Consider the following 12649-nt stretch of genomic DNA (forward strand, 5'->3'; position numbering starts at 1 on the left):
AAGATTCATAACGCGATACGTGTTTCGTTTTGAGGAGTGTGATTGCGCACAACAAAAATATGCAGATTGTTCACACATTGCATGCAATAACCATGCCGATTGGCCTCTTCTCTGTCAAGTCGAGGAAATCGGGCGGCCGGCTTAGCGCGCAAGCATCTGCTTCACCCGCACCTCGCGGGCGCGGCGCATATGGGCCACTGCTTGCTCTTCGGCACGATCGGCATCACCGGCCGCAATGGCCTCAAGGATCGCATAGTGTTCCTTGAGGCTCTCGACGGAACGCCCCTCGGAGTCATACGTCGTACGGCCAAAGCGGCGCACAGCGTGTTCGACCTGCGTCAGAAACCGTTCGAGGTATGGATTGCCGCTCGCGTCCCGAATGAGACGGTGGAATTGCAGGTTGAGCTCAGCCAAGCGCCTACTGTCGCTGACCTGTCCTTCCATCTCGCGGTGCACCGCGGTAAGTGCATCCACCAGGCCTGCCGGCCTGCGGATGGCTGCGGTGCGGGCCGCTAGTCCTTCAAGGCTCTCGCGAACGGCATAGACAGCCAGGATTTCGTCGATCGACATTTGAGCGACGACGGTCCCCCGGTTGGCCACGCGCTGGGTGAGACCCTCGTCAGACAAACGGCGAAGAGCCTCCCTCACCGGTGTCCGGCTGACGCACAAGGTTTGCGCAAGGTCATCCTCGCGCAGCCAGGCGGGAGGTGCCAGTACCCCGCTGAGAATGGCCTCGCGCAGAGCATCAGTGACGGCATCCGTCATGCTGCCATGCTCGGGGGCGACAAGGAATGACCGCAGCGAGTTTGCCGCCGGATCAGCCGGCGTCCGGGGTTCGGTTGACTCCGTCCGTTCTGAATGAGTCATGATCTTTTGCTCCTGACCGTGGCTTTGGACCGTCGATTGCACGGGTTCGCAAAGACAGTTGGGATTGATATTAGACCGTCTGTATGCAATCTCGACAGTCCTACACTTGTCACGTGATCCATAGGATCTCCTGTGTCTGCGGACGTCAGAGCTTGAGCACAAGCTTGGGGCACCCGTGTTCGGCGCGGGATACACAGATCATCATGCTGGACTGCTCGTCCTTCTCGGAATCGGTGAGCAAGGAGTCCCGGTGCTCAGCGCGGCCCGCCAGGATCGAAGTTTCACAGGTGCCACAGGTCCCTTCCTGGCATGAGGAGAAGACGTTAATACCGATCTTCTCGGCAACCTCAAGGATGGTCGTGCCCGGGGGAACTATCGCGGCAAGCCCGCTTTCCGCGAACTCGACTTCGAACGATTCGTCTTCGCCGACAGTCTCGACCACCTTGGGTGCGAACCGTTCCACTCGCAACGAGTTCTTCGGCCAATGCGCGCTGGCCGCTTCGGTTGCCAGCAGTAAAGGCTCCGGGCCACAGGCGTAGATCAAGGTGCCGGTTTGGGGCACAGCGAGCAGGGACTTCAGATCCAGCAGCCCTACTTCATCCTGCGGGGCGATGGTGACGCGATCGCCGTACCGTCCCAGCTCCTCCAGGAAAGCCATGGACCCCCGGGTACGGCCACCGTAGAGCAGTGACCAGTCAGCGCCGTCGGCCTCCGCCTGCTCGATCATCGGCAGGATCGGCGTAATGCCAATACCACCGGCGATGAAGATATAGCGGCTGGCGCGGTGGAGCGCGAATTTGTTCCGTGGAACGCTGGCCGTCACGCTGGCGCCTGCCCTTAATGAGTCATGGATGCGGGCAGATCCACCCCGCCCGGCAGGCTCACGTAGCACCGCGATCCGCCAGGTACCTGCGTCAGCCGGACGTGAACACAGCGAATACTGGCGGACCGTCTCGTCGTCCAGAACGACGTCGATATGGGCGCCAGGGGCCCATGCTGGCAAGGGTGTGGCGTCGGGTGAGGCGAGCAGGAGCGATATTACGCCCTCAGATTCATCGCGACGCCCGGAGACGGTCAGGGGGATGCGGGTTTCCGTTTGCATATTTTTCTCTCTTAGATCAGTTCACGGGCACGGGCTGCGTCAGTGACGTCCCAATGCACGGGCAAGGTCCTGCGGATCGGCAGGAGTGCCATCTGCACAAAATCCAGCGGTGTGTCAGCATCAGCGCGCAGGGACGGAAGGCGCTCGAACAGCACCTTCAGACCCGTCGCTCCTTGGACCCGGGCCAATGGCTGCCCAAGGCAAGTATGTCGCCCCTTGCTGAATGCAAGATGATCGCCGACGTCCGCCCGGTGAATGTCAAAATCGAACGGCCGCTCGTAGTATGAAGCGTCCGTATTCGCACTGGCCAGACCCAGCCAGACCACATCGCCCTTTTTGATCTCGGCACCGCCGAGGATCACATCTTCTTTGGCCCACCGCGTCGCCGTGCCGGACGGACGGCGGCGGACGGTCTCGTCGAAGACGCGCGGCCAGAGCTGCGGGTCGGCCATTGCGGCCTCAAGCGCCTCGGGGTTTGCAGTGAGAAACAGTACCGCATTGGCCATCGCTTGCGCCGTCGTGTCGGTGGCGGCGCCCGAGAACTCTCCGACGTGCACGGCGATCTGCTCGGGCGAGAGCACCATGGCGCCTTCGCGGTCCCTGACCCCTGCCATCTCCGAGATGAGGTCATCGCCGGGGTTCTCGATGCGCTCGTGGACGATCCCGCGCAGGTAAGTCTGCGCCGCGGCATAGCGGCCCCACACTTCCGAACGACGGGGTTCCTCCATGGGCTCCAGAGCACTGGCGAGAATAGCAAACTGGTCATCCCGCAGTTGGCGCATCATCGGCTCGGCCTCATGGTCAAGACCGGCGAGGGCCATGAATGTCTGCGTAGTCAGCTCGAGGCAATAGGCCTCCATGAGGTTGGTACTTCCCTCGGCGGCGAAGGAGTCGAGGATACGGTGCGCACGCTCCTCAATGACAGGCTGCAAGGCATCCATCCGGGGTTTGACGAAAGCTCGGCCAGCTACGCTGCGGGACAAAGTGTGACCGGTCGGATCGGAACCCACAAGAATCTTGGCAATCAGTTCCTGCGGAACGATGTGCTGAAACTGCTCTGGCACCTCGATGGAGGCACCTTTGTCTCCGCTTGAGAACTTCTTCCAGTCGCTGAGCACGTATTCGCAATCGGCCTTGGCCGTGACGACCCAGGCGTTGAGGTAGGGGTAGAAGAACGTCGGCATTTCGTCGCGTACGTTGGCAAATGCCAATGCCGGGTCACGGAAGTAGTCATCTCCCATTGCATCGAAGGTGTGCGAGACGGGGCAGCGTGCTGCTGTCACGAGGAGGTCCTTTCGTTTCTGCGGGAGCAGATGCCCCGCCATGCTTGCAATATGTTGTGCAGCGTCCAGTCTTCAAAAGATCGCAAAGGTCGTCCCTTTCGAGACCGGTTGTTGTGCTATCCGGCGTGGCCGCCGAGGTAGGCGGCCTTGACTCTCTCGTCGTTCTTGACTTCCGCAGCAGGACCTGACGCGACAACAGCTCCGGATTCGAAGACATACGCCAGGTCAGAGGCCTCGAGGGCCATAGCTACGTTTTGTTCAATGAGGAGCACCGTCGTGCCGGATCTTTTGATGTCGGCGACGACCTCGAAGACGCGCTCGATCAGCTTGGGCGCCAGCCCAAGGGAAGGCTCGTCGAGAATGAGCAGTCGAGGCTTGGCCATCAGTGCGCGACCGATCGCCAGCATCTGCTGTTGGCCTCCGGATAGGAAACCCGCCTTGGACGAGCGGCGCTCCCTCAGCTCCGGAAATTGGTCAAAGACCCGTTCCAGGTCGGCCCGGATCTGGTTTCCGCCCCGGCGGGTGATCGCCCCTGCGCGGAGGTTGTCGTCCACGGACAGCTGCGTGAAGATGCGGCGGCCCTCCATGGCTTGGGACATTCCCTTTCGCACGCGCTCCGATGCTGAAGCGGCGGTCACATCCTGCCCGTAGAGCAGGATGCTCCCCGACACGACCCGTGCCTGATGCACGTCAAGAAGGCCGGTCGCCGCGCGGACGAGGGTTGACTTGCCGGCGCCATTAGCGCCGAGGAGGGTGACAACCGAACCATCGGGCACGTTAAGGGAGACGTTGTGGAGTACAGGCGCGTGGGCGCCGTAGCTGACCGAGAGGTCATTGATGGCGAGGGCGGTTGACGCCGGGCGGTTATGCCCGGCACCAACCAAGTCACTCGCAGTATGCGTTTGCGACATTAGTTTCCTGACATTTGCTACTTCTTGTTCTGGAAGGTGTATCCCTTTGAGGTCTTACCCTCGACGCCGAAATCCTTGATCTTTTGGCCGGTCTGGGTGGAGACGTCGATGCCGATAACGGAGTACACGCTCGATGCCGCGCGGACTGCTGGTGCGCCCCAGGGCATATTGCCCTGAAGGCCCTTGAAATCGAGTGCCGTTGTCGAATTGAACGCCGCCATCATGCCCTTCCGGGATAGGTCGCCACTGGCTATGGCTTTCTCAATGACGGAGGTAAGTGCCATCGCGGAAGAGTAACCGTTGGTGTAAAGCCACACCGGCGTCACGTTGGGGGTGTACTTGTCATGCGCGGCCATCATGTCGGCCATACCCGCTGCGTTGGTGTCGCCGTAAATGGTGGCGTCCTTCACGAGCAGAAGATGCGCCTGCATGTACGCGGCGAGGGGGGAAGCCTTCATGGACGGGATCCAGTCGGAGGACGGCGCCATCCACTGCGGTGCGAAGCCAACTTCGGCTGCCTTGCTGAGCAGCTTCGTGAGAACGACGCCAGAGCCCTTGGTCATGATGATCTGGCAGCCGTCTCGACGCAGCTCCTGGATCTGGGGCGTGTAGTCACCGTCGAGCGGCAGGGTCACGGAGGTTCCAGTGTTCAGGCCCATCTTGCCGGCACCCCAGTACAAGGCATCCTTGCTTGACGCACCGAGAGCCCCTTCAAGGGCGGCGTAGCAGACCCGCGCGTTTTTCTGGCCCGGTTGGGATGTTGCCCACTCGATTCCGTTAATCACGTCGATCTCAGCGGGGGCAGTTGTCATCATGATTGAGGGCTGGTGCAGCAAGGTCCCGTCACCGCTGCTGGGGATGCCGATGATGCCGTCGGCATTGAGGTCCGGGAGAATCGCGTTGGTCATGGCGGTCCCGAAAATCTGGGTGTACGCCAAAACGTTGGCCTTGCTGGAGTTGTACTCCTGGATGACTTTTGCGGGGTCGTATGCCGTGTCGCGGACGAGCAGGTCGACCTTGTACTTGCCGGCGATGCCGCCCTTGTCGTTGAGCGCCTTGTAGTACGCCTGCATGCCCTCAAGAATGGTTCCGGACGGCTCCGCGAGGGCGCCCGTAGTTACGCCAAGAACGCCGAGAGTGATTTTGTTACCGTCAAAGCCGGGAGCGCTGGCGAGGCCGCCCTCCGCAGCGGGCGCTGTCGCGGGCCCGCTCCGACCACATGCCGTGGCCGTAACCGTCATCGACAGGGCGATCAGTCCGATGCCCATCATTCGTGCGGCAGAAGTAGTTCTCTTGTTCATGCTCAATCTCCTTTGGTTGAGTTGTGCTGCGTCCGTGAAGCTGATGGTTGAAAGTGCGTTATCCCGCCCGGCGGCGCCATGTGGCGACCCCGAAATCCCAGAGGCTCACGAGACCCTTCGGGGCGTACATGAGGAGAAGGACGATCATGAGTCCATAGGCAAGGATGTTGAAAGCGCCGACCGTCATGAGGCCCGGCCCGCTCTCGGTTGTTTTGAGGAAGAGGCTCAGCACGGGGCCCTGGGATTCCTGGGCGATCAGTTGTTGGGCCGACCAGACTACGACGGCGCCGAGGATCGCGCCGGAGACCCTCCCCATTCCGCCGATGACGATCATGGCAAACAGCAGGATGGACGTCGAAATACCGAAGGCCGTGGGCGAGACGAACTGCTGGAGCACCGCGTAAAGGACTCCCGCGAGGGCACCGAGCCCGCCTGCCAGCGCCGAAACCTGAATTTTGTAGGAACGGACGTTGACGCCCACGGCCTCGGCCGATCTCTCTGAATCATGGATGGCCTGCATGGCACGGCCGGGACGGAAGACCACGATCGACCCCGCCAAGTAGGCAGCAACAGCAAGGATGCCCCAAGTGAGCCAGAACATCGACTGTGATCGGGTGAAGTCTCCCAGTGCGGCGAAATCGACAGGCCCGAGCGCGATCGACGCGGACCGAAGACTGATCCCGGACTCCCCTCCGGTCACCGTTTTCCACTCGTTGAATACGTATTGCCCGACCATGAGGATACCCAGGGTCGTGATAGCGAGTTCGTCCCCGCCCAGCCGGATGGAGAGGAACCCGGTCAGGGCGCCGAGTCCGGCGCCGATGGCGAGAGCCAGAAGGGTGTAGGCCCCAAATGGAAGGCCCAGCTGAGCTCCGAAGTAGGCGGCCCCGTAGGCGCCAACCCCCATGAAGAACGGCATCGCCATGGTGACCTGGCCGGTCTTGCCGGTGAGAAGCGTCAGCCCGATCGATGCGATCGCATAGACGGCACAAAGCGACAACACCCCGAGGCGTGCGTCATCGAGCATCAACGGGCTCCCGATGTACGCAATCAGCGCCACAAGCAGAGCCGCCCACTTAACTATCCGTGGGATTGCCCGCGGGTGGTGCGCTGCCGCCCTCGGAGCAGACTTCGATTTCGGAGACTGCAGTACGGTCACCGCTGCACTCTCCTCGTATTTTTGATTTACCAAATCACCGCTCCCTCAAGGTGGGACTTCACAGTTCCCGCAGGCCAGTTGCCACGGGTAAAAGTTCACCGTGACCAGGGTCACCTAGTATGTATATCTTTTGTATTCAATATTGTCCAATTGGCAAATCTTGGATTGAGATTCACTACTCGACCTCGAGATATTTCATCAGTTGCAACCTGATAGACACTGAAATTTCGGTATAGGCCTGTTTGTTGCCGGTGAGATTGCTGCTAGCATCCACCAATAAGATTGAATTCAATCATAATGAGAGCGCAGATGACGGTGGATCTGAACAGAGCCGTCGCAGCCGACATCATCTGCAACTACGCGCCGCTGGCACCCACAATGAAGCGAGGTCCCACCCATGACACAGTCCACCACCACGCGCATCGACGACAGGGCGCTGTCACGGCTTACTGATCGCATCAAATTCGACGTCGAAGCTGGCGACTATGACGGAGCCGTCATCGCCATCGCCCACAAGGGTGAGATTGTCGCGCACGAGGCAATCGGGTACGCCGAACGTGACACCGGACGACGCGCGCATACGGATGATATTTTCCGCATTCTGTCTCTGACCAAGGCGTTCACCAACACCCTCGTCTACCAGGCGATTGAACTGGGGCTGCTGTCCATGACGACGAAAGTCGTGGACGTCATCCCTGAGTTCCGCTCGAAGGACCGCTTTCTCAACAAGCGTAAGGACCGTATTTCGGTCACCGACCTCATCACTCACCGGTCAGCACTTCCACCCACGCCGGAGCCCGTTGAGTACGAGCGGCTCGGTAGTCTGGAGGCAACCATCGAGGCGATCTGCTCCATGGATGCCATCGGCGACCCAGGCCATACTGTCGACTATTCTCCTGCCTTCAACCACGCGCTCCTCGGTGAAATGGTGCGACGGGTCCACGGCAACTCGTTGTCATTTGGCGAGCTGCTGCAGCGCGATGTCTTTGAACCGCTGGGAATGACCAACACCGCCCTCGGCGCCCCGAAGGCCTGGGCCGACCGCCTTGTTCCCCTGAAAGCACGCTTCGAGGCCACCGGATGGCTCAGCGCGGCCGATATCGAGATTCTTAACACAGTGCTCGATGAGAAGGCAGAAATGCCGTGGGTCGGCGCAGTGTCGTCGGCCGGCGATGTGCTCCGCTTCGCCGAGATGCTACGCCGGGGCGGCGAACTCAACGGAGTCCGCCTCATTGCCCCCGCGATCCTGGAACGTGCTACGAAGAACCACACAGGTACCCTCATCAATAACTGGTGGATTCCGATGGCGCAGCGTCGAAACTGGGACGTCATGCCCGCAAATCTGGGCCTCGGATTCTTCATCCGAGGCGAAGGGATGCACCCGAGCATCCTCGGAACTCTCACCTCGCCCGGCACCTTTGGTAACTACGGTGCCGGATCAACCCTGTACTGGGTGGATCCCGCGCGTGAACTTTCCCTTGTGTGCCTCACCTCCGGCGTCATGGAGGAAAGCGCCAACATCGAGCGCTTCCAACGCCTCTCCGACATGACGGTGAGCACGGTCGTGAACGACAGTGTTTACCCCGACATGAAATAGGCCACCAATGACCGACACTTTGACCACCCCGGCTACGCCATCCGTGAATGCCCATGCCAAGCCACTTGAGGTCGTGGGCCTGAACGTTAAGATCGGCGGCCTGCGCATCCTCAACGATGTCAGCATCACTCTCGACCAAGGTGAAATCCTCGCCGTGATCGGGCCGAATGGCGCCGGCAAGACCACTCTTTTCAACTGCATCACCGGCCAGCATCGGCCGACCTCGGGCAGCATCACTGCGGATGGTCGTTCCCTGATAGGGATGGTGCCCTCGAAAATCGTTGCCCATGGAGTCGCCCGCACGTACCAGAACCTGGCTCTGTTCGGTTCGATGACGGTGCGTGAAAATCTGATGCTCGGCTACCACTACGTCATGCGAACAAGCATGGTCAGTGCAGGCCTTCGTCCGCGACGCACGCGCAAGGAGGAGCAGGCCTTCCTGGAACGCGTTGATGGGCTGATCGCGTCGCTGAGCCTCGAACCCTTTGCCGATAAGGCTGTGGGGGAACTTCCACAGGGCATCTGCAAGCGGGTGGAACTTGCCCGTGCTGTGGCCATGTCGCCGAAAGTGCTGCTCATGGATGAGCCCGCTGCGGGCATGAACAGCGAAGAGACGGCGGAATTCGGTCGATACATCAAACAGCTGCACGAAGAAACCGGCATCTCCATCGTCCTCGTCGAACACGATATGCCGTTCGTGCTGTCGCTGGCCCACCGCATCGTCGTCCTCAACTTCGGTGCAATGATCGCCTCCGGGACACCGAGCGAGATTCAAAATGACCCCAAGGTGATCGAAGCGTACCTAGGAAAGGCAAAGCAGTGACCTGGAACGACATCCTGCAAACCGCGGTCTCCGGATTCGCCCTCGGCAGTACCTATGCCCTCGTCGCCCTCGGCTTCGTCATCGTTTTCGCGGCGACACGGATCATGAACTTCTCGCAGGGCGCCTTCGTTCTACTTGGCGCATACCTTACTTATCAGTTCGGCGCCGTCTGGAACCTTGGCTTCTTTGGTGGCCTGCTGTGTTCGGTGGGCGTCTGCGGCCTCACTGCAATCCTCACCGAAAGATTCGTGATGCGGCGGTTCGCACACCGCCCGACGTTCAGCGTTCTCATGGTCACCATCGGGGTGCTCTATATTTTCGAAGCCATCGTAAGTTCCATCTGGGGAGTTAAGTCCCAGAACCTCGGCGATCCCTGGCGCCTGGACACGATCACGATGGGTGGGGTAGCGATCTCCGTCAGTGACATCTGGACCCTCGCCATCAGCGTGACTCTCATCATCGCCTGCTTCCTGTTCCTCACCTACACCCGGGGTGGTCTGTCGATGCGCGCCTCTGCAAGCGACAAAGAGGCCGCGGTATCGATTGGCATCAACCCCCGCAGGGTGACTTACGGCGTGTGGTTTGTCGCCGGCGCTCTCGGCGCGGTCGCAGGAACGCTGCTGGCCACCGGATCATCCGGGGTGACACTGGGTCTGACTTCGGTGGTGTTTGCCACCATGCCAGCCGTCGTTTTGGGCGGACTCGACTCCCCTGTGGGCGCGATCGTAGGAGGTTTCGCCATCGGTTTGGTACAGCAGTTCACCGCCCTCGTACAGCCCGTGCTGTGGCCGGATCTCGGAAGTCGTTTTGCCACCGTTACGCCGTTCATAGTTTTGCTGCTGGTACTGCTCATCCGTCCTAAGGGTCTCTTCGGCACACGGGCCGTAGAACGCTTCTAGCGCATTCCTGCCGGTATCCGACCGGCAGGGCAACACCCAGACATCAGCAATGCCTACGTTGCCGCCGTGCATGCGTCGATCTGGGCCTGGACGATTGCTCCGTAGTGCGACATCAGTTCGTCAAAACTCCAGCCGTCGAACAGGCCCAGGGTGCGTACGCCCTCGCCGAAGCCGATCATCAAGGTAGTCACCGTGGATGCGAAGCGGCGGTCCGCTGAGCGGTCGCCGATGAGTCGGGCGATGGCGGAGAGGTAGCGCTCACGAATGTCGGCCCGGGCGGCGTCCGTGCTGGGCGCGTCCAGCACCGCGAACGGGATGGCGGCCCAGGGTTCCTGGTGTCCGCGTTCCCGACGCATCAGCACGCGGAACACGAGAGCCCTGCCGAGCTCCGACGTCGGGACGTCCAGTTCGGCGAGCGCCGATTCGTCCGGTTGCACGGCCGCATAGAGCCTTTCCTTGCTAAGAAACTGTTTTATGACCAAGGCCGCCGACACGCCCGCCTTTGCGGCGATGTCCCGCACCGTCACGGCCCGGTAGCCGCGCTCGCCAAAAAGGTGTGCAGCTGAGCGGAGGATCGCTTCGTGGCTAGTGATGCTCACATTCCCACCGGTTCTTCGGAGATTTCCCCAACGGGCGGCGCGGCGAGATCCAGGGTGACGGAGCGGTTGTCCACCGCGAGCTTCTGAGCGATTGCCCGCTCCGTCAACGGCTGAAGCATGGTCACGACGTAGCGGCCTGCCGGGGGCAGCGGAAAGGCGTACATCCCGTCAGCGTCGGTCCTGGTGGTGGCAACGTGTCCGCCGCCGGCTTCGAGCAAGGTCACCACGGCACCGGCAATCCCCTCGCCGGCCACGCTTACTTCGCCGCCGATTGTCAGCCGGTCGCGCAGCAGGACGTTGTGCTCGAGAGTGCGTCCGTCGAACTCAAAGACTTCGGCCGTGGGTGTCCAGCCGGCTGCATTGGCCACCATGAGGTATTTGCCTGCGCCGGGGAGGGCCACGGAATAGTTCCCCTCAGTGTCCACGCGGCCCCAATCCACCGGCTGGCCGCCGGTCTGGAGAACGGTGACGACGGCGGGAGTGAGGGGGCGGTGGTCGGGCGCCAGTACGCGTCCCTGAACCACGAGCTCGCCGGCTTCGACTGCGCCCGCGGGCGGACGCAGGGCAGCGGCGGCGCGTGGGATGAAGACTGCCGCCAGAATGGAAGCGGCCGACGCAAGCACGGCCATCCAGAAGACGTCCTTGAAGGCATCGAATGCGGGGAGTCTCTTGGACCCGACCGTCAGGGTGACCGAGGTGAGGACGGCGGCAACCGCCGCACTGGACGTCGACGTACCGATGGACCGGACGAGGCTGTTCAACCCGTTGGCGGAGGCAGTTTCGGTAATGGGCACGGCACCCATGATGAGTGTCGGCATGGAAGCATACGCAATGGCTGTACCCACGCTCACCACCGTTGAGCCGATGATCACGGAAGCTATGGAATCGTAGAAGAAGACGCGGCCTACGTAGCCGGCAATCATGACGGCTGCCCCGGCCATCAGCGCGGTCTTTCCGCCGAAGACCCGGATGATGCGCCCGGAAATGGGTGCGAATATCACCATCGCGAGGCCGGACGGGACCATGCAGAGGCCCGCAGTGATCACGCTCAGCTCGAAGCCATAGCCGGTGGAGGCGGGCAGCTGCAGCTGCTGGGTGGTCAAGAGCATGTTGGCGAACATGGCGAAGCCGATCAGCAGCGAGGCCACGTTGGTCATCAACACGGGCCGGCGGGCCGAGGTGCGCAGGTCAACCATCGGCTGGCTGACCTTAAGCTCATAGGGGACCCAGACGGTCAGCAGTATCGCGGCGGTGAGGAAAAGCAGCAGAACCGACTCCGAACGCCAGCCCCAGGAACCTCCCTTGGAAATGGCCAGCAACAGGGCGGCCAACGCTGCGGACAACACCAACGCGCCGGCATAGTCGAAGCGACCCGGGGTGCGGACCTTGGACTCGGGGACTACCAAAACCACCGCAACGAGCAGCAGTGTGCCTGCGGCCGCGGAAACCCAGAATATCGAGGCCCACCCCAAGCTCTGGTACAGGACTCCGGCGAGGGGCAACCCCAAAGCACTACCGATTCCCAGGGTGGCACTCATCAACGCAACCGCGGAGCCCATCTTCTCCTTAGGCAGCTCATCGCGCATGATGCTGATACCCACGGGAATCAGGGCCGTGGCGAAGCCCTGGAGCGTCCGCCCGATGATCAGCCACACGAACGAAGCCCCAAGCGCTGCCATCACTGAGCCTGCCACCATGATGGCCAGGCACACCACCATCATCTTGCGTTTCCCATACATGTCCGCACTGCGGGAAACGATGGGCGTGGCCACCGCGCTCGCGAGCAAGGTGGCAGTCACAAGCCAGGACGCGTCGTCGGCAGATACTCCCAGGATTCCGGGGAAATCCGGGAGGAGTGGAACCACAAGTGTTTGCATCAGGGCAACAAGGGTGCCGCTGAGGGCCAGTACCGCGGTGATGGCGGTCGAGGACGGCCGTCCTGTTGTCAGGGCAGTGGAGCGAGTCATCTCTTGCTTTCAGCTAAGGGGCGGCTTGTGGGGACGGTGAACGCGCGTTTACCCCTAAGGAGTAGAACATCATTCAATCCAAGCAAGCAAGACTCGTCAGGTGTTCGTTCTGTCACGCCCCAAGGCTGGGCGGCGCCTTTG

The 12649-nt window shown here is 61.4% G+C and carries 11 protein-coding genes; 3 read left to right on the top strand and 8 right to left on the bottom strand.

Annotation, left to right across the window (positions count from 1 at the left end):
- Positions 1-141 precede the first annotated feature (141 nt).
- The 6 genes from ABD884_RS19145 to ABD884_RS19170 all read right to left on the bottom strand — a co-directional run bounded on the left by ABD884_RS19145 (position 142) and on the right by ABD884_RS19170 (position 6623).
- Positions 142-867, bottom strand: coding sequence for a GntR family transcriptional regulator (locus ABD884_RS19145; protein ID WP_345049784.1), 726 nt, complete (start codon positions 865-867; stop codon positions 142-144).
- A 145-nt stretch (positions 868-1012) separates the two neighbouring features.
- Positions 1013-1969, bottom strand: a complete 957-nt coding sequence (locus ABD884_RS19150) for a PDR/VanB family oxidoreductase (RefSeq protein ID WP_345049787.1) — start codon at positions 1967-1969, stop codon at positions 1013-1015.
- A gap of 11 nt (positions 1970-1980) precedes the next feature.
- Positions 1981-3252 carry a cytochrome P450 gene (locus ABD884_RS19155; protein WP_345049795.1) on the bottom strand — a complete coding sequence of 424 codons (1272 nt, stop codon included), beginning with the start codon at positions 3250-3252 and terminating at the stop codon, positions 1981-1983.
- Between the two features lie 116 nt (positions 3253-3368).
- Positions 3369-4163 (bottom strand): ABC transporter ATP-binding protein, encoded by a 795-nt coding sequence (locus tag ABD884_RS19160; protein WP_345049807.1) that lies wholly within the window; start codon positions 4161-4163, stop codon positions 3369-3371.
- 17 nt (positions 4164-4180) lie between these two features.
- Positions 4181-5464: an ABC transporter substrate-binding protein gene (locus tag ABD884_RS19165; protein WP_345049812.1), complete on the bottom strand. Its 1284-nt coding sequence runs from the start codon at positions 5462-5464 to the stop codon at positions 4181-4183.
- A 58-nt stretch (positions 5465-5522) separates the two neighbouring features.
- Positions 5523-6623, bottom strand: a complete 1101-nt coding sequence (locus ABD884_RS19170) for a branched-chain amino acid ABC transporter permease (RefSeq protein ID WP_345049818.1) — start codon at positions 6621-6623, stop codon at positions 5523-5525.
- Positions 6624-7020: 397 nt separating this feature from the next.
- Here ABD884_RS19170 and ABD884_RS19175 point away from each other — a divergent pair, with 397 nt between their 5' ends.
- Genes ABD884_RS19175 through ABD884_RS19185 form a run of 3 tightly spaced genes read left to right on the top strand, consistent with a single transcriptional unit; the run spans position 7021 to position 9942 of the window.
- Positions 7021-8220 carry a serine hydrolase domain-containing protein gene (locus ABD884_RS19175; RefSeq protein WP_345049824.1) on the top strand — a complete coding sequence of 400 codons (1200 nt, stop codon included), beginning with the start codon at positions 7021-7023 and terminating at the stop codon, positions 8218-8220.
- 7 nt (positions 8221-8227) lie between these two features.
- On the top strand, positions 8228-9043 hold the full coding sequence (locus ABD884_RS19180) for an ABC transporter ATP-binding protein (RefSeq protein WP_345049829.1): 816 nt from the start codon (positions 8228-8230) through the stop codon (positions 9041-9043).
- On the top strand, positions 9040-9942 hold the full coding sequence (locus tag ABD884_RS19185; RefSeq protein ID WP_345049833.1) for a branched-chain amino acid ABC transporter permease: 903 nt from the start codon (positions 9040-9042) through the stop codon (positions 9940-9942). The genes ABD884_RS19180 and ABD884_RS19185 overlap by 4 nt, the downstream gene beginning before the upstream one ends.
- A 53-nt stretch (positions 9943-9995) precedes the next feature.
- Here the strand turns inward: ABD884_RS19185 and ABD884_RS19190 are convergent, their stop codons facing one another.
- Together ABD884_RS19190 and ABD884_RS19195 are read right to left on the bottom strand one after the other, a co-directional pair.
- A complete protein-coding gene (locus ABD884_RS19190) occupies positions 9996-10541 on the bottom strand; it encodes a TetR/AcrR family transcriptional regulator (protein ID WP_028266035.1) in 546 nt (181 codons plus the stop codon).
- On the bottom strand, positions 10538-12508 hold the full coding sequence (locus tag ABD884_RS19195; RefSeq protein WP_345049842.1) for an MFS transporter: 1971 nt from the start codon (positions 12506-12508) through the stop codon (positions 10538-10540). The genes ABD884_RS19190 and ABD884_RS19195 overlap by 4 nt, the downstream gene beginning before the upstream one ends.
- Positions 12509-12649: the final 141 nt, after the last annotated feature.

This window comes from Arthrobacter methylotrophus, from assembly GCF_039539965.1.
GTDB classification, from domain to species: domain Bacteria; phylum Actinomycetota; class Actinomycetes; order Actinomycetales; family Micrococcaceae; genus Arthrobacter; species Arthrobacter methylotrophus.

Excerpts from the sequence above, each read along its gene's own strand:
- ABD884_RS19145 (WP_345049784.1), bottom strand. The coding sequence starts at position 867 with ATGACTCATTCAGAACGGACGGAGTCAACCGAACCCCGGACGCCGGCT.
- ABD884_RS19150 (WP_345049787.1), bottom strand. The coding sequence starts at position 1,969 with ATGCAAACGGAAACCCGCATCCCCCTGACCGTCTCCGGGCGTCGCGAT.
- ABD884_RS19160 (WP_345049807.1), bottom strand. The coding sequence starts at position 4,163 with ATGTCGCAAACGCATACTGCGAGTGACTTGGTTGGTGCCGGGCATAAC.
- ABD884_RS19165 (WP_345049812.1), bottom strand. The coding sequence starts at position 5,464 with ATGAACAAGAGAACTACTTCTGCCGCACGAATGATGGGCATCGGACTG.
- ABD884_RS19175 (WP_345049824.1), top strand. The coding sequence starts at position 7,021 with ATGACACAGTCCACCACCACGCGCATCGACGACAGGGCGCTGTCACGG.
- ABD884_RS19180 (WP_345049829.1), top strand. The coding sequence starts at position 8,228 with ATGACCGACACTTTGACCACCCCGGCTACGCCATCCGTGAATGCCCAT.
- ABD884_RS19195 (WP_345049842.1), bottom strand. The coding sequence starts at position 12,508 with ATGACTCGCTCCACTGCCCTGACAACAGGACGGCCGTCCTCGACCGCC.